The sequence below is a fragment of the Rhizocola hellebori genome, assembly GCF_016862955.1.
Lineage (GTDB): Bacteria > Actinomycetota > Actinomycetes > Mycobacteriales > Micromonosporaceae > Rhizocola > Rhizocola hellebori.
Genome location: NZ_BONY01000004.1, coordinates 1 through 16018, shown reverse-complemented (window position 1 = coordinate 16018; position 16018 = coordinate 1). Strand labels below are relative to the sequence as shown.

The 16018-nt window shown below is 66.7% G+C and carries 14 protein-coding genes and 2 pseudogenes; 6 read left to right on the top strand and 10 right to left on the bottom strand.

All coding sequences use genetic code 11. The annotated features are described in order from the left end of the window. Positions 1–163 precede the first annotated feature (163 nt). Complete coding sequence (locus tag Rhe02_RS04065) at positions 164–3295, top strand: AfsR/SARP family transcriptional regulator (protein ID WP_203906692.1); 3132 nt, start codon at positions 164–166, stop codon at positions 3293–3295. Between the two features lie 71 nt (positions 3296–3366). Here Rhe02_RS04065 and Rhe02_RS04060 read toward each other — a convergent pair whose 3' ends face one another. Both Rhe02_RS04060 and Rhe02_RS04055 read right to left on the bottom strand, forming a co-directional pair. After that, on the bottom strand, positions 3367–4080 hold the full coding sequence (locus Rhe02_RS04060; RefSeq protein ID WP_203906691.1) for a hypothetical protein: 714 nt from the start codon (positions 4078–4080) through the stop codon (positions 3367–3369). A gap of 416 nt (positions 4081–4496) precedes the next feature. Next, entirely contained in the window at positions 4497–5951 is a 1455-nt protein-coding gene (locus Rhe02_RS04055) for a M20/M25/M40 family metallo-hydrolase (RefSeq protein WP_203906690.1), read from the bottom strand. A gap of 37 nt (positions 5952–5988) precedes the next feature. On the opposite strand from Rhe02_RS04055, the gene Rhe02_RS04050 reads away from it, so the two are divergent. Then, complete coding sequence (locus Rhe02_RS04050; RefSeq protein ID WP_239123332.1) at positions 5989–6531, top strand: SigE family RNA polymerase sigma factor; 543 nt, start codon at positions 5989–5991, stop codon at positions 6529–6531. Continuing rightward, positions 6524–7456 carry a hypothetical protein gene (locus tag Rhe02_RS04045; RefSeq protein WP_203906689.1) on the top strand — a complete coding sequence of 311 codons (933 nt, stop codon included), beginning with the start codon at positions 6524–6526 and terminating at the stop codon, positions 7454–7456. Before Rhe02_RS04050 ends, Rhe02_RS04045 begins: the two co-directional genes overlap by 8 nt. Here the strand turns inward: Rhe02_RS04045 and Rhe02_RS04040 are convergent. The 3 genes from Rhe02_RS04040 to Rhe02_RS04030 form a co-directional block, all read right to left on the bottom strand. Then, entirely contained in the window at positions 7449–7838 is a 390-nt protein-coding gene (locus tag Rhe02_RS04040; RefSeq protein ID WP_203906688.1) for a VOC family protein, read from the bottom strand. The two genes, Rhe02_RS04045 and Rhe02_RS04040, sit on opposite strands and share 8 nt — an antisense overlap. Positions 7839–7841: 3 nt before the next feature. Further along, on the bottom strand, positions 7842–8357 hold the full coding sequence (locus tag Rhe02_RS04035) for a class I SAM-dependent methyltransferase (RefSeq protein WP_203906687.1): 516 nt from the start codon (positions 8355–8357) through the stop codon (positions 7842–7844). A gap of 70 nt (positions 8358–8427) precedes the next feature. Further along, positions 8428–8964 (bottom strand): hypothetical protein, encoded by a 537-nt coding sequence (locus tag Rhe02_RS04030; protein WP_203906686.1) that lies wholly within the window; start codon positions 8962–8964, stop codon positions 8428–8430. A gap of 177 nt (positions 8965–9141) precedes the next feature. On the opposite strand from Rhe02_RS04030, the pseudogene Rhe02_RS50740 reads away from it, so the two are divergent. Both Rhe02_RS50740 and Rhe02_RS50735 read left to right on the top strand, forming a co-directional pair. Further along, a pseudogene (locus Rhe02_RS50740) lies at positions 9142–9774 on the top strand (trypsin-like peptidase domain-containing protein); the annotation flags it as partial. A gap of 210 nt (positions 9775–9984) precedes the next feature. After that, positions 9985–10524: pseudogene (locus Rhe02_RS50735) on the top strand (peptidase S8/S53 subtilisin kexin sedolisin); the annotation flags it as partial. 69 nt (positions 10525–10593) lie between these two features. Here Rhe02_RS50735 and Rhe02_RS04020 read toward each other — a convergent pair. Continuing rightward, entirely contained in the window at positions 10594–11247 is a 654-nt protein-coding gene (locus Rhe02_RS04020; RefSeq protein WP_203906684.1) for a GNAT family N-acetyltransferase, read from the bottom strand. A gap of 172 nt (positions 11248–11419) precedes the next feature. Between Rhe02_RS04020 and Rhe02_RS04015 the strand changes: the two genes are divergently transcribed. Further along, positions 11420–11587, top strand: coding sequence for a hypothetical protein (locus Rhe02_RS04015; protein WP_239123330.1), 168 nt, complete (start codon positions 11420–11422; stop codon positions 11585–11587). A 140-nt stretch (positions 11588–11727) separates the two neighbouring features. Here Rhe02_RS04015 and Rhe02_RS04010 read toward each other — a convergent pair whose 3' ends face one another. From Rhe02_RS04010 to Rhe02_RS03995, 4 genes are all read right to left on the bottom strand, one after another. Next, positions 11728–12876 (bottom strand): low temperature requirement protein A, encoded by a 1149-nt coding sequence (locus tag Rhe02_RS04010; protein ID WP_203906682.1) that lies wholly within the window; start codon positions 12874–12876, stop codon positions 11728–11730. A gap of 66 nt (positions 12877–12942) precedes the next feature. After that, positions 12943–14673 carry a hypothetical protein gene (locus Rhe02_RS04005; protein ID WP_203906681.1) on the bottom strand — a complete coding sequence of 577 codons (1731 nt, stop codon included), beginning with the start codon at positions 14671–14673 and terminating at the stop codon, positions 12943–12945. A 193-nt stretch (positions 14674–14866) separates the two neighbouring features. Beyond that, entirely contained in the window at positions 14867–15838 is a 972-nt protein-coding gene (locus Rhe02_RS04000; RefSeq protein ID WP_203906680.1) for a hypothetical protein, read from the bottom strand. Then, positions 15835–16018: hypothetical protein (locus tag Rhe02_RS03995; RefSeq protein WP_203906679.1), on the bottom strand; the 184-nt coding region annotated here is incomplete at its 5' end. The genes Rhe02_RS03995 and Rhe02_RS04000, both read right to left, overlap by 4 nt.

Below are 16018 nucleotides of genomic sequence, written 5' to 3'. Positions count from 1 at the left end.
GCATCCTCGTTGCTGATCGTCACAACTGGCTTTCCACCTGCTTCACAAGCGCTTGACGGAATCCGGGCGGCTGCTCTGTCCACATAGTTCAATGCGGCGCTGGCCCCTTGCCGGGAGTTTGACAAGCGCTTGACAGCAAGCAAGATCGGGCTAGCGTTCGATCGTGGAGTTCTTGCTACTCGGACCGGTGGACTTCACCTCCGCCGGCTCGCCGGTCGCCCTCGGCCGGCCACAAGAGCGCTGCCTGCTGGCGATCCTCGCCGTGGAGCTGGGCCGGGTGGTGCCGGTTGGGCAGCTCGTCGAGCTGCTGTGGGAAAGGGATCCGCCCAAGCGCGCGCGTTCGGTGGTGCAGACGCATATTTCCCGCCTGCGCACGATTCTGCGCACGGCCGGCGCGGAGCGCCACGGGGTGCGGCTGCTCACCAAGGGCCAGGGATATGTGCTGGAGGCGCCCGCCGACTCGGTGGACGTGCACCGGTTCCGCCGCATGGTGAACCAGGCTAGGGAGGCCGGTGACCCCGCGACGGTGGCGCGCATCCTGGAGGCCGCATTGGCGCTGTGGCGCGGGCCGGCTCTGTCCGATGTGGCCACACAGCGGGTGCGGGAGCAGATCTGCGCCGGTCTTGACGAGATGCGGATGACCGCGACAGAGGACAGGATCGAGGCAGAGCTGGCGCTGGGCCGCCATCGGGAGGTGACGACCGAGCTGACAGTGCTGGCGGCGGCGCGCCCGCTGCGGGAAAGGTCGGTGGGCCTGCTCATGGTGGCGCTCTACCGAAGTGGGCAGCAGGCCCAAGCGCTGCAACGCTTCCGGGACGCGCGGCGCACGCTCATCGACGAGCTGGGTTTGGAGCCGGGGCCGGAGCTCTCCCGGTTGGAGCAGGCCATTTTGACCCACGATCCTTTGTTGGGTACGGGCACAACCGCCGGTGCGCGCACCGCTGCCCCCGACCTGGGCGATGACGGGCGTGACCGGAGCGTGTCGCGGCCAGTCCCGGCCGCACCGGCCTGGCGGGGGCCGCGATCGCACCTGACCAGCATCGTCGGCCGCGACCGGCAGCTGGCCGAGGTGGTAAGGCTGCTGGCCGACCACCGGTTGGTGACGGTGGTGGGACCGGGCGGGGTCGGCAAGACCACGCTGGCCCTGCACGCCGCCGAGTCCATAGTGGACGGACCACCGGTCATCGTTGCCGCGCTCGCCCCGGCCCGCGACCGCGACGACGTCATCCTGGCGCTGGCCGACGTGCTGGGTGTCGGCGGAAGCACCATGAACGAGGTGTGGGAGGCGGTCGAGCAGAGCGTGCAGGGATGGGCCGGCCTGCTCGTGCTGGACAACTGCGAGCATCTGGCCGCCGAATGCGCGGCACTGGTGCGGCGTCTGATGTCGGCCAGCCCGAAGCTGGTGGTGCTGGCCACCTCACGCCAGCCGCTGGGCCTGCCCGAGGAAACGGTGTGGCGGCTGGAGCCGCTGAGCACGGCCCCGGCGGCGCAGGGCGACCCGGTGCCGCCCGCGGTGGCGCTGTTTCTGCGCCGGGCCGCCAATGCCATGCCCGGCCTGGTGACCGATGAGCGGGAGCTGGCGGCGGTGGCACGCATCTGCCGAAGGGTCGACGGGCTGCCGCTGGCGCTCGAGCTGGCGGCGGGCAGGCTGCGCACCCTCACCGTCGAGCAGCTGGCCGAGCAGCTGGAGCAGGGGTTCGATGTGCTCGGTGCGGCTACGCCGCACGACCGCCCCGGCGACACCCTCACCGCCACCATCGAATGGTCCTACCGCCTTCTCAGCCCGCAGGAGCGGTGCTTGCTGGCGCGACTGGCCGTCTTCCGAGGCGGCTTCGGCGTCGAGGCGGCGACCGCGGCCGGCGGGGCCGCCCCGCTGACCGCCGATGACATGCCACGCATGCTGGCCTCGCTGGCGGACCGTTCTCTGGTACAGGCCTACCCTTCCGCTGACGGCCAGCGTTTCCGGCTGCTGGAGGTGGTCCGCGAATTCGCGGCGGCCCGCCTGGCCGAATCCGGCGAGCGCCACGACACCGCCGGGCGCCACCTCGACTACTGGCTGGCGCAGGCCCGCGATATCCATCAGCGGCCGCACGTCGATGAGCAGTTCGCCGCATGGCTGCGGCTGGCCGGGGATCTGGACAACCTGCGCGCCGCGGCCGACGACGGCTACGCCACCGGCCGCAGCCTCGACGCGGTGGAGCTGGCGTTGCTGATGCTGGATTGTCTGGCCGCCACCAACGCCTACGCCGAGCAGGAACGCTGGATCGACCAGATGACGCCCTACCTGTCGCAATGCCCGCCGAAGCTGCGCTGCTTCGCCCAGCTCAGCCGCTCGCACCTGCAGATGATGCGCGACGATCCGCTGGGGGCGCTGACCCTTTCCAAGCCGGTCTACCTCGATCTGGCCGTACACCACCATCTGACCTTTCTCGACGCTCAGATCTGCAACGTGCGCAACGCTTTGAACCTGCTCGACCCGGCGGCGCCCGGTGATGCGGCCGCGCTGCACGAGCAGCTGCGCACCGTCGACGACCGGCACACCCGCCTGCACAGCCTGGTGATGGCCGCCGACGCGCTCTCGCAACGCGGCCGTCACCGCGAGGCCCTGCAGCTGTGTGTGGCCGACTGCCCGCCGCGCGAGGAGCTCGACCAGGGCGACACGCTGCGCTACGACTCGATGCTGCTGCTGGCCCAGCTGGGCTGCGGGGAGCTGGACGACGCCGGGAGCACCGCGGCCCGGCTGCGCGCACGGATGGGCGAGCCCGGATACCTCACCATCAACACCCCGGCCTATTCGCTGGCCCTCTTCGCGCTGTGCAGCCAGCCGCCGGCCCTTGCCGCACAGACGATCGCAGACCTGGCGGCAACGCTGGCGGCCCGGTATCCGCTGTCGCTCTCACGCGGATACGCCCTGACCCTGCTGGAGGCCGAGGCGTTGCGGCGGGCCAGAAATCCGTTGGCCGCCATGGCCGCGCTGCGCCACGGCCTGGATCTGGGGCGCTCTCGCACCGCCTATTCGTGGCTGGTTCCCTCGGCCATCACCGCGGCCGCGGCCGCGCTAGATCTCGGCGACCGCGACGTCAGCCGCGAGCTGGCGCAGCGATGGCAGCGAATACGCCTGACGTCGGGTCTACCCGCTCCGCTGGGCTTCGCCGAGCAGGTCGAGCGACTGGGCCTGGACCCGGCCCCGCCCACCATTGCCGATCCCACTCGCATCTGGGAAGAGCAGCCGTTGCGGGAGCTGATTTCCTTCACCCACGGCTGGTCGGCACAGGGCCTCCCCCGCACCAGATAACGCCCCCAGCCCGTCACTTGACGAACATAGGGGCGTCATCACATCTGTCCGGGTGTTGGTACATGGATCCGTTACTGCGTAACAGGTATCGCGACAAAGGTGTCCTGCACACAGTCACGTGCCGAGGTCGGCGGCTGGCCCTGCGACGGATCGGTGATGCCCATACCGACTATGACGAAACCACCATTGGGCCGGTAAACGAACGTGTAGTTCTCGCGATTGTTCTTGCTGGCACGATCGACAAGGGCCTTCTGCTGCGCCTCACTGCCCTTGGGGAGTCTTCCGTATGTCGCATGGACTGTTCCGCCGTAGACGCAGCCGGATGCCGGCGCTTGCAGTTCGAGACGCTTTATCGCGCTCAAGGGCAGCACAACGGGTTCGGCTCCGAGGTCGGCGGCCTTGATCTGAAGCGAGGCCACGTCGTAGCGACCAGGCGCAAGTGGCAACGCGAAGGTGCCGTCCGCGTCGACGGGATAGGTGACGGTCGTCGTGCCGCCACGGGGCTGCACCAGCAGCGCGTAGGAAAGCGGTGGGTTCGGTATAACGGAATCCGGAGTGGTGAGCGCGATCAGCACGTCGAGCCTGCCGACCACTGTCGCCCCGCCCGGCGTCGGTCCGCGACTCTGTTCGGCCGTGGCGCCGATCGTGGGTGTGGATGGGGCCGGCTCGGCCTTGGGTGGGGTCGCGCTGCGACATGCCGTAAGTGCGAAGGCGAGGGTGAGACCGCTGGCCACCGCCGCGACAGTACGATGGGGAAACAGGCTGAGGGGGTTGTGTTTTGTCATGCCTCTACGGTCGCCGCACGCCGGGATCGACACATGAAGCGGCGTGCTCAATGTGTCGTAAGCACGTACCCACCTTTGACTGGTGTGGCGAACCACCTCGCGATCCTGGCCATCCAGGACCGCTGTCCCGGAGCGGTACCTGCGTCTCATGCCTCGAGGTGACGACGGCATCCAGCTTTCGCCTATGGTGACGTTGGGGGCGCAGCGGGACGGGCCGCTTGATGACCGCAATCGTCGACCTCAACGGCAACGATTCCGCGGCCGGTCCAGGGACCATCACGCAGGATGTCACCGTGACATCGGGGCATCGCTACCGCCTGTCCTTCCAGCTCGCCGGAAACCCGAACGGTGATCCTCCAATCAAGACCCGTGTCCACACCCTGTCGTCAGGGTTGGCTGGCCTCTTGCACCCAGCGTCACCAAGGCTGGGTCAGGAGCAGAGCCCACAGGTCGACGCCGTACCAGAGCTGGCCGACGCGCAGGTTTTCGTTGGCCGCGTGCTGGTTGTTGTCGGCGTTGGCGATCGGCAGGATCACGGTGGGCGCGGCGAGGACGTCGACGAGGTCATGCAGCGGCAGCGACCCGCCCAAGGTCGGCATTACCACGGCTTCGCGGCCAGCCGCCTCGGTGGCCGCCCTGGCGAGCCGGGCGACGATCGGCAGGTCGGCCGGGACCCGGACGGCCGGATAACCGGCTGTGGGCGTGAAACGCGCCAGCCGCCGGTGGCTACGCCGCTCCTGATCGGTCGGCTCGCGGTCCAGCACGTGGAATCCTTGGCGCGCAACATGTTCGCGGACCAGCCGCAGCATCCGATCAGGTTCATCGCCTGCGGCCAGGCGGATGTCCACCGAGGCCGTCGCATGCGCGGGCACGGCGTTGCGAGCGTGCGCGCCGACGTCGCCCGCGGACAGGCCACGCAGGTTGAACGAAGGTCTCATCATCTGGTCGGTGAGACGCCCGCCCGCAATCTCCGCCTCGGCCAGCCCCAGCCGCTGCAGCAGCGCCGGCTCGACCTCGGGCAGCGCCTGCAGCGCGGCCACGTCGGCGGGCGTGACCGGCCGGGTGGTGTCGTAGAAGCCGTCGACGGTTACCGTGCCGGCATCGTCCTTGCAGGTCGCGAGCAGGCGGACCAGGTCCAGTGCCGGGTTGGGCGCCCAGTTGCCGTAGTGCCCGCTGTGGATCTCGGTGAGCGGGCCGTAAACGGTGAGGTCGAAGCCGGTGAATCCGCGCACGCCCAGGACGATCTGCGGTGCGCCGCTGTGATGCACCGGGCCGTCGCAGACCAGCCAGGCGTCGGCACGCAGCTGGTCGCGCAGCGCTTGCAGATACCCACGCAGGTGCGCCGAGCCGGACTCCTCCTCGCCCTCGAAACAGAGGACGAGGTTGACGGCAAGGCGGGCCTCGGCGTCGTGCAACGCGTCGAGCGCTGTGAGCAGTGCGGCGAAAGGGGCTTTGTCGTCGGCGGCCGCGCGGGCGTAGATCCGCCAGTCGTCGTCGATCGGGTCGCCGTTGGCGGGAAACGGGATCGCGCGGCCGTCTGGTGTGCACAGCGTCGGCTCGAACGGCGGCGTGCGCCAGTCTCCGGTGCCGACCGGCTGGCCGTCATAGTGGACATAGACGCCTAGAGTCGGCCGGGCCGGATCGGTGCCAAGGCGGCCGACCACCACCGGCGCGACGCCATCGAGGGCGACGACCTGCATCCGTGCGCCGCGAGCGGTGAACGCCTCGGCGAGCGCGGCCGCGTTGCGGTGCAAGGCCGGCACGTCACCGGTGACGTTGTCCAGAGCCAGCAGCTCCGCGAAGTCCGCCAGCACTTTGGCGGCATGCCCGCGGCGGTAGGCCCGGACGCTGTCCAGCAGGGCACGGGTCATATCGGCACCCCCAACGCCAGCATGTCGAAGGCGGTTGATGCAACCTTTGGTGACGTTGCTGAGTATATGTCGTGAGGAGGACTGGTCTATGGGCTGGCAGTCGCAGTATGCGCAGTACTTCACCGCGCGATCGATGCCGTTACGCCAGCTCGCCTACGCGATGTGCGGGGACTGGCATCTGGCCGACGACCTCGTGCAGCATACGTTCCTTCAGCTCTATCGCCATTGGCGTCGCGTAGAACAGGCGACCTTGGACGCCTACGCGCGCAAGGTGCTGGTCAATGCCTACCTGTCGCACCGGCGAAAGTACTGGCGGGAATATGTTGTCGCCGATCCGCCCGACAGAGCCGCAGACGGCCCGGCGGACGATCACAGCGCTGCCATAGGCGCCGCGCTTGCCGCGCTGCCACCCCGCCAGCGCGCTCTTGTCGTGCTCAGGCACATGGAGGACATGTCTATTTCGGAGGCTGCGGAGCTGCTCGGCATTTCCGAAGGAACGGTGAAAAGCCAGACGGCCCGCGGCCTGGAGAAGCTGCGCGCGGCGCTCAAGCAACCGGCGTTGGAGGAGTTCCGTGGATGAGATCGACATCAAGGGTGCCCTGCGCCGTTACGTGACCACCGGTGCTCCGCCTTTTCCGTTGGCCGCCTCGGATCTGCTTGCCAAGGGACGCCAACGCCAGCTGCTGCGCGTCGGCCTGTCCTGCCTGGGCAGCGGAACGATGGTCATCGTCACCGCGCTCGTCACCTCCAGCGCTCTGACCAACCTGTCCGCACCGGTCCACCCCGGACTGCAGGTTCCCGGTTGCGAACGATCCCTGCCGGCTCAGGCACGGCCGACAGCCAGCCCGACCGAACCCATTGTCGGCTACACATCGGCACCACCTGTCGGTTCCACATCGGCACCACCTGTCGGTTTCACATCGACACCTACTGTCGGTACCACGTCGACGCCGGATTACGTTGAGCCGAGCCAGTACCCGACGGCCGAGAGCCCCTCGCAGTTTGTTGGTGAGCCGGACCTGGTGCCGACCCAGTGGCCCAGCGTCGCGCCAGAAGGTCCGCTGCCGCGCGATGTCGACCCGGCCAGGCTCGCGGCGATGGCCTGCTACGTCAAAGGCGCGGCTCTGATTCTGTTCCCCAACGCCAGCTTCGCCCCGGCGTCCGAGCCGCCGATGGAGATAGCCCGCTGGCCGGAGCTCAACTTCACCGCAGGCTGGCAACCCACCTACAGTGTCAGGGCGAGAGTCATCGATGGACGCCGCAACGGCATATTCCAGGTGAAAGTCGCACCGCTGATGCCGGGAACACCGCCGCCGCAGCTGCCACAGCTGGAAGTCCGGCGACTGGGCAACGGCCGGACCGCCTACCTTGACCGAGGACCATTTGGAGGCTTCGTGATCGTCGATACCGAACACTCGTCGATCGCCATCTTTTTCGACGATCTGCTGACCGATGACCAAGCCCTCGCCCTGGCCACCGCCCCCGAGCTCGACATCTTCAGATAACCCCGAAGGATCGTTGCGGCACGAGGCAGAAGACGTGGCCAACAGGGTCGGCCATGACCCGGACGGTGTCAGGACTGGGTTGGTCAGGAAAGGCCGTGGCGCCCAGGGCCAGCACTTTCCGCTCTGCCTCGTCGAGATCAGCGACCTTGACGTGCAGATGAAACTGCATCGACGAACCGGGGTCCGGCCAGACGGGGGGCTGATAGCCGGGCGAACGCTGGAACGACAGGTTCAGCGAGGCGTCACGGCTTTCAGCGATCGAGCACCAGTCCGGATCGGCATACACCACCTCCCACCCGGTCAGCTGCCGGTAGAAGTCGGCCAAGGCAGCTGGATCCGGGCACTCCAGCGCGATACTGCTAATCACTCCGATGGCGCTCATCGGTTACTCCCCTTGCGCCGAGCGAGAATCTGCATCGCCGGCGCTTGATTGCCGTTCATCGTGGCGACTGTCAACGTGTGTTCGCGAACCAGGTCGAAGCTGGCCAGAATCGCTGATGTAGAGCAGACCGCCCGGGCGCAACACCCTCGCGAGCTCGTCGATCAGCCGACGTTGATCGTCATCAGAAGGCACGCAGGTGAGAACGGCAAACAGCAACACGACATCGACGCTGTCTGTCGGCTCATGCAACGTCGGCGGGTCGGTCAGGGCGTAGAAGTGCAATGCGGGATTTTGTTGACGGGCCCGGCCGATCAGCGCTTGTGAGACATCCACGCCAGTGACATTGCTGAACCCGGCATCGGCAAGTTCGGCTGTCAGTCGCCCGTATCCACAGCCATAGTCCACCACCCGCGCACCTCGATCTACGCCACCGAGCCAACTGCGATCGAGAGGATGGGTGAAAACCTTCGCCGCACCCGCCGTGTTCCAGTAAGCGATCTGCCCCGCAAGATCGGTCATCGCGACACTGTACCCGCCACGCAGCTTCCCTGTGCTCGTCGGGGCGGCTCGCGACGAACCGGCGGTCGATTCACTCGATTTGCAGCTGGCCTTGGCGGCTCTTCGCCAGGCACTCGCGCAAAATATTGAGCGCGCCATGAAACTCGTTCATCGGCAACACAAGGCTTGGCCTCTCGGTGACCTTGAAACCCGCCTCGGTCCGCATCATACCCAGCGTCGGCAGGACATGGCTGCCCTTCAGGGGTGCTTCGATGCGCTCGCCGTCTTTGAGGATGACCCAGATCGCGGGGTCGGTTTCGTCCGCCACTTTGGATCGGCCCGACTTGATCTGGGCAATCTCCGCCCATCGCACGGTGCGCTTGCCTTCTATGCCTCGCATGCGTATTCCCTTTTCGCCGACGTACACACCCCGGCTGTAGTAGCTCCTGCCGACCAGCGGGGAGGCGAGGAAGGCCAGGCAGAGCACGACGAGAAAGCCAGAAGATTCGATGCGCTCCAGCGCCATCGCGGTGATCAAGGCAACGGCCACGAGCGACATGATGACGGTCGCGACGATGGAGAAGAGCTGGAATCCGGTGACGGAGTGAGGACGATGCCATCTGCGCATGCGAATCATGATGGACCAAACCCGCAACCGCCGCTGTACCCCCAAAGCGCCTCTGGGAGGGCCCAGCCCGAGCCGGCGCACCGAGGCCGCGGAATGCGACGGCTCGCGCGAGTATCCGTTTCGATCGCTTAGCCATAGACTCATGGCGATATCCCGAACACCCCTAGGGAGAACCCCATGTGGCAGAAACTCGCCAGAACCCTTGGCGCCCTTGTCCTTTGCTCCAGCGGCGTGGCGCTCGCGCCGAGCTCACCGGCCGCCGCCGAACCCGGCATCCAAGCGGCCAGCCTGGCGTCGACCATCGCTCTGAGCAACTGCTCCGCCTCGCTGGTTCGATTTCCGTCCTCTTTGGACACCGACCGTGGGCTGATGCTCACCAACGGGCATTGCTTCGAGGGCGGCTTCATCAACAATGGCGTGGTGATACAGAACCGGGCCAGCACCCGGTCCGGTACGCTGCTCAGCTCCACCGGCGCCAACCTCGGCACCGTCCGGGCCGACACGGTGCTCTACGGCACCATGACCGGCACCGATGTGCTGCTGTACCGGCTCACGACGACCTATGCGTCGATCCGGACCAGCTTCGGCACCACGGCGCTGACCCTGTCTGCCACTCACCCGGTCGCCGGGACGAGCATGTACATCCCGTCCAGCTTCCACAAGCGGATCTGGAACTGCTCGATCAACGGCTTCGTGCCGACGCTGCGCGAATCCCAGTGGACCTGGCACGACTCGATCCGGTACAACGTCGGCTGCGACACCATCCCCGGCACCTCGGGCACCCCGGTGGTCGACCTCAACAGCAACCAGGTCGTTGGCATCAACAACACGCTCAACGAGAACGGCCAGAACTGCACGCTGGACAACCCGTGCGAGGTCGACCCGGACGGCACCACCCACGTCTTCCCGGGCCAGGCCTACGGGCAGGAGACCTACTGGTTCAACACGTGCCTCAACTCGGCCAGGACGATCGACCTCACTGTCCCCGGATGCCTGCTCTTCGGGGCGAGCGGTGGCGGCGGCACGACCGTCTTCTCCGACAACTTCGAGACCAGCCTGGGCTGGACGACCAACCCGAACGGGACGGACACCGCGACGAGCGGGCTGTGGGAGCGCGGCGATCCTGAGGCCACGACCTCCGGTGTGACGCTTCAGGTCGGGACCACCCCGTCGGGCACCAACGATCTGGTGACGGCCCGGCTCGCCGGTGCCAGTGCGGGCGCCAACGACGTCGACGGTGGCGTGACCTCGGTTCAGTCGCCAGCTATCACCTTGCCCACCGGGACGCTGACGTTGAGTTTTGCTTGGTACCTGGCGCATCTGAACAATGCCACCAGCGATGACTTCTTCAGAGTCAGCGTGGTGGCGGGGACCATGTCGACAGTCGTGTTCACCCAGGCGGGCGCGGCGGCCAACCGGGCCGGATCGTTCGCCACTGCCTCGGTGAACCTATCCAGCTTCGCCGGCCAGACGATCCGCCTGCGGATCGAGGCGGCCGACAACGCCACAGGCAGCCTGGTCGAGGCCGGCGTCGATGACGTGCGGATCGTCCGCAGCTAGCCGGCACCTCTGTTGAATGCCCGCAGCGATTCCGGCGCACCGGAGTCGCTGCGGGTGCCGGTAGCTTCATCACGTTTTGCGGGTCAGGCCGATCTGCTGCGCGACCGTGGTCCAACCCATTGCCTGATAAAGCTCGCGCCCGTCGGAGCTGGCGTTGAGGGCGGCTCGTTGGGCTCCAGCCTCGGCGGCTAGGCCGAGCAACCGCCGCATGACAAACAGGCCAAGCCCGCGACGGCGGTAGGCCTCCTCGGTACGGATGCGGTCGGGCACTGCCCACTCGCCTGCCAAGCCGGCCCGGCCTGACGCGATCACCTCGCCATCGTGTCGGACCTCGATGCGGGCCACGCGGTCCTCGATCGTCGCTGTGATCAGGTCGCCCACTGGAGGGCTCAGGGGGAGGTCGCTTCCTCCCCGGCTGAGGTCGCAGGTCATGAACCACCCGGTGGGGTCAGCCTCCCACTCGGCGTCGGCCAGGAAGATCCACTCCTGGTGGTTACCGGCGAATTTGACGTAGGAGCCTGTGCTGGGCATGGCGTTCATCACTCGCCGGACGTCCTCAGCGGTGCCACGGGTCAGGACATGTCTCTCCGGCTCGGTCTCGGTTCCGGTAAGCACATGCCAGCCGTGCTTGACCGGCTGCGGTTGGGCAGTTCGCCGCGACAGCGCCCAGCCGGCGACGTAAGCATCAACATAGATGGCGACTGATGGGTCAATCTGCGGCACGAGCAGGCAGGCTAGCAGACTGAGCACATCCCGCCGTTGACCTGCTGGTTCGCCGATTTGGCCCAATAGGTGGGCTCGGCCGCCGACCGGACAGGTGCATAATGGGTAGATAATGAAGTCTTCCCGCGGCCCGAGCCGGCGATACCTGCCTAACAGTCCCTTCAATAAGCCGATGCCCGACCCACCGGCGGATCAGTTTGCTCTACAAGATCGGGTGAACCACGACAGGTACGGCCTCGGCAGGGTCATCGGGGTCGAGGATGATGTCGCGGTGCTCGTCGATTTCGGCACGGGGCGCAAACGCATCCTCACGCCGTGCGCCAAGCTCTTCAAGCTCTGAGTCCTTCCCAGTTCTGAGGCCTTCACCAGCGCCTGCTCCTACCCCTGTCCGGCTGTGACCACCGGCAGTTTCACTATGCGTTCGCCAACACAGTTACCCGGGAGGATCGGCCGCTTCTTCGAAGGCACCGAGCTGATGCACTAACTTGCTTCAGCCGCTGGGCGCAACTCGCCTGCGAGCCGCTGGTGCACCCGCGTCAGCACGAGGACAAGGGTGATCAGAATGGCGTCGAGCAGGGCGACCGAGGCCAGCGGCGGTAACCACAGCGCGGCAACGCCAGCGGCAGCACAAGCGAAGCAGGCGGCAATCCGCTGGCCCCAGGCGCGATGGGTGGTGACGCGGTAGAACCAGGCCTGGAAGGTCAGGTAAAGGATCGTGCCGCCGAACAGCAGCAAAGCGAGGGTGGCCGATCCGTGGCCCAGCGGGTGGGCGATGACCAGCTCGCTGCCGACCGCTACCGCGACAAGGCCGGCCAGGACGCCGTAGGTCACGTTGATCCCCCACCGCGCCGCCCGGATCGGGTCGGAGGTTGTCGTGACATAGGAGTGGACGACATCTTCGCCGCCACCGAAGTACGCGGCCCAGAGGCAGACGAGCGCGACGAACACGCCCACCGACGCCACAATGGTCGCCACATCGACGTGGACGTCGGAGATCGCACCGCCGACGGTGAGCACGGTCTCGCCCAGCAGGATGATGATGAACAGCCGCATTCGTTCCAGCATGTGGCCGGCGTCGAAGGCGATGTTCGCCGAACGCAGCACGTGTCCGGGCACCGGGTGGCCCAGCCAGGTACCGGTCATGTCGATGAGCGCCGCCGCGCCCCACCACCAAAGCCGCGCGCCGGGATCGGCCGCCGCACCCACCAGCCACAGCGGGATGTAGACCGCCATCCAGACCAGCACCCGCTGGGAGTGGCCCCGCATCACCGGATCAGGCGCCCTGATCAGCGACACGACAATGAGAATGAGCAGAATCAGCAGCAGTGGTACCACGAACAGCCAAGCGCTGTCTTCGAACGCGCGGGCAATCGCCGCGTTCATGAACAACCCCAGTCCCATCGCGACCACGACACTCCACCGCGTCGAGCTGCGCCTGATATCAAGCAGTGTCGCCTCGAAGGTGGTGTAAGCCCACGTGCCGCAGACCGCGATCAGCAAGACCAGGGTCTGCGCCGCGCCGCGCCAGGACAGGTGCTCCACCAGATGGTGCGAGAGCTGAGAGACCGCGAACACAAAAACGAGGTCATAGAACAGCTCCAGCGGGGAAACCTCACGCCGGATCGCCATACGGCCCACGATAGGCCGCCCGCCCTCCGGTACCCCGCCAACAGGCCGATCGTTGACTGCTTTGGCTCAGCAGTCGACGGCGTCCCAACTGGTCATTCCGAAAATTGTCCGCAGGCGCAGGCACTTTCCGCGGATGGCGACGTCCTCGGCGACCTGGAACTCGTGCTTTCCCTCAAGGTTCTGACCGATTTTCAAGGCGTTGTGCAAAGCCCACCCGCAGGCGACGCCCAGCCCTTCAGCGAGAGCACCCGCTGCTAGCACGCCGATCGCGACGGCGGCAGGCCCGGTCTCGGCGAGCAAGACGCCCACGGCCGCGCCCCCCGCCATCCCGGCCCAGGCCGATATCACCGCACATCCGCTTTCGCCCCAGGCATCAAGCCACTGATGGTGCTTAAGGCTTTGCAGGACATCGACAGCCGTGCAGATCACGCTCACCGCAACCGCCGCCCCCCTGATCATGTCCTTGCCCACCTTGGCCTTGGCGGCCACAGCCTCGGCGGTCACGGCCGCCATGGTGCCGAGGATCGCGCACTTGACGTCGGGCCGGTCGTAGCGCTTTGAATCGGGCGCGCCGAAGCCCTCACACACCGCGTTGAGGCTGGAGCTGCGGTCATACTTTCGCTCGGTCCCGCCAAAGACCGAACGGGTATTGGATTTGATAGCGCCGAAGGCCGCGATGCACGGGTCGGCGGTGGGCTGTTGCTTCGTAGGCGTGGCACTGGTCCGCGGCGATGTCGTGACGGAAGCTTTGGGCGAAGGCACCGGCGCTGAGGGCGACGGTTTGACCGACGGCGTGGTCGTAGGCGGCGGGTTGTCGGCGCACGCGGGCACGCCGGGAGTCCGTCCATTGACCTGGGTGTCGAGATAGGCGTTGGGGATGTAGCCGCCGGAGACGAGCTTGTCCCAGATGCTCAGTGTGTATCCCGCCGAGTCGGTGACCGAGTCACCATAGACCTCGCACGCGACGCTGACCACCAATCCGTCGGGCAGCGTGGCGGCGACCACCGCGTCGCCGGTGTGCGGGCCGGACCGAGGCGCGAAGCCGCCACCACCGGTCCACGCCACCGGATAACGACCAGTGCCGAACTGGGCCGAGGGACATGCCGGCACCACTGCGGTGTTGGAGCCGGTGTATATGAGGGCGTCGGGCACGAAGCCGCCCGAGTCGAGAGCGTCCCAGATGTCCTCGGTCCCGTAGGGACCTGTGATCCGCTGACCAGCGACGAAACAGCTGATCGAAACGGAGACCCCGTTGCCGAGGCTGCCCACCGCCCCATTGGAGTTCCCCGGTCCACTTCGGACGGTAATTGCGGCCAAGGTCTTGACGGCGACGAGCTGAGCCTGCGCTCCGAACCGGGTTACCGCGTCGCGGCCCTCGGCCAGCCCGGGAGCCACCACGTTCGGGAGAATTGGCTGCTGCTCCGCGGCCGGAACACCACACGACGACTCGAGATTCGCCCCGGCCGACACGACCGCGTCGTCGGCCACGAAGTTCAGGTCGTTGGCGTCGAGGGCCTTCTGTCCCGCGGCCATAACAATGTCGGCGTCGGCCCGCAGTTGCGTCGGCGCCGCCTGCGCCTGCTGCGTCAGCACTGGCATCTGCGCGCGTAGCAGGGCCAGGCCCATATCGACCGTATTCACCACGTACGCCTGGGCGTTGAGACCTGCGAGGAACCCGCAGAACGCAGACTTGCGAACGTCGTCCCGATCACTGCACGCGACGAGCGAAGTCGCCATTACCGCACCGATCGCCGCGAGAGTGGCCGCTTGCCACGCACGCCGGTAGCGACGATTCATCGAACCTCCAGAGAAGACCATCGAAGAAGTCTCGCGCGACCGGATGGCGCGACGAACCGTTGCTAATGAAGGGAAGCGCCATGGCTGGTGATCACGCTAGCTCAGCGCGGATCTGTTTTCTTCCAGGGAATCGCCAATCGATTGTGGCCGTCGCGACAACGTGCGGTAACCATCCGTCCAGGAGAACACGGCCTTAGTCCTGCGCATAAACGAAGCCGCCCGCGTATGGTCTGGTGCCCAACCTGACCCGATGCACGCCCGGCTTGGTGAAACACAGAACGCTCTGGGAAGTGGCGCCAACGTCACCAAATGGTGTCCGGTAACTGTTGGCGGATCGGTTATCGACCAAAATGCACTGTCCAACCCGGACACGCAACCACTCGGGCGTGAACCGGTCGTGCAGCACGACTGTCGCGGGCCGATCCCGCTTGCTCAGCGCGGCCGCCTCTCGCTCAACGCTTGTCTGCTCCCATGGCCGGTGCCAACCAGCGATCGCCACCACCGACACGATCAAGATGACGGCCACCGGGCGTTTGCCCAGCCAGCGCAGTGCGGCAACGGAACGATCAAAATTCTGAACAACCATGCCCACTGGGTACCCGTAGAAGACGTGCGCGCCATAGGCAATGGCAATCGGGACGATCTGCCCCGCGATCGCGTACCGGGCGGCAAAGGGGCTGAACACAGCGACGCTCTCCAGCAGCAGGCCCCAAAGCACACCCCACGGCCATGCTCGCCGAGCCATGAGAACGCAATAGGCGATGCCGAAGGTGACCCCGTTGGATAGGTGGTAGCACCAACCCAAGCCGGAGGTGAGCGCCGACGACGCATTGGCATCGGCGATCAGTAACCCATAAGACTCGATAGGGGCAAAGAGCCGTTGCCCGGCAATGGCAAACGGGACCCGCACGAGGTCATAGCCGATCGTGCCCAGCACTCCAGCGACTGCGCCCACCCGGATCCGGTCGCGTAGTTCCACCGGTGTTCTCGGCAGCACAGCCACGACAGCGAGCAGCACCATCGACGGCACTGACACCGCCCAGAACACCAGATGCATCGACGCGATGCCGAAGATGTCGGCCAGCAACGCAGCAATCGATCCACCTGAGAGCACGAACACGCCGATCCGGCCGGGCCACGACCCGGCTTGGTGCTCCTGGCTCACCGCTGAGCCGGCGGATTCTCGCCGTCCTTCCTGTCCTTCTTCTTGTCCGGCGCGTCCGGCAGGAAGTCCTCCACCGCCGGGGACGCCGCCTGCTGCGGCAAGATCGGCATCGTCGGCTGGTCCGGTGTCATCGGCTGCTCCTGTGCCACATTTTGCCAATTCACCTCGACCGTTGCCTCG

Bases quoted from the DNA above. Each gene is read 5' to 3' on its own strand.
- Rhe02_RS04060 (WP_203906691.1), bottom strand. From the start codon at position 4,080: ATGACAAAACACAACCCCCTCAGCCTGTTTCCCCATCGTACTGTCGCG.
- Rhe02_RS04055 (WP_203906690.1), bottom strand. From the start codon at position 5,951: ATGACCCGTGCCCTGCTGGACAGCGTCCGGGCCTACCGCCGCGGGCAT.
- Rhe02_RS04050 (WP_239123332.1), top strand. From the start codon at position 5,989: ATGCAACCTTTGGTGACGTTGCTGAGTATATGTCGTGAGGAGGACTGG.
- Rhe02_RS04040 (WP_203906688.1), bottom strand. From the start codon at position 7,838: ATGAGCGCCATCGGAGTGATTAGCAGTATCGCGCTGGAGTGCCCGGAT.
- Rhe02_RS04035 (WP_203906687.1), bottom strand. From the start codon at position 8,357: ATGACCGATCTTGCGGGGCAGATCGCTTACTGGAACACGGCGGGTGCG.
- Rhe02_RS04030 (WP_203906686.1), bottom strand. From the start codon at position 8,964: ATGCGCAGATGGCATCGTCCTCACTCCGTCACCGGATTCCAGCTCTTC.
- Rhe02_RS04015 (WP_239123330.1), top strand. From the start codon at position 11,420: ATGCCCGACCCACCGGCGGATCAGTTTGCTCTACAAGATCGGGTGAAC.
- Rhe02_RS04010 (WP_203906682.1), bottom strand. From the start codon at position 12,876: ATGGCGATCCGGCGTGAGGTTTCCCCGCTGGAGCTGTTCTATGACCTC.
- Rhe02_RS04005 (WP_203906681.1), bottom strand. From the start codon at position 14,673: ATGAATCGTCGCTACCGGCGTGCGTGGCAAGCGGCCACTCTCGCGGCG.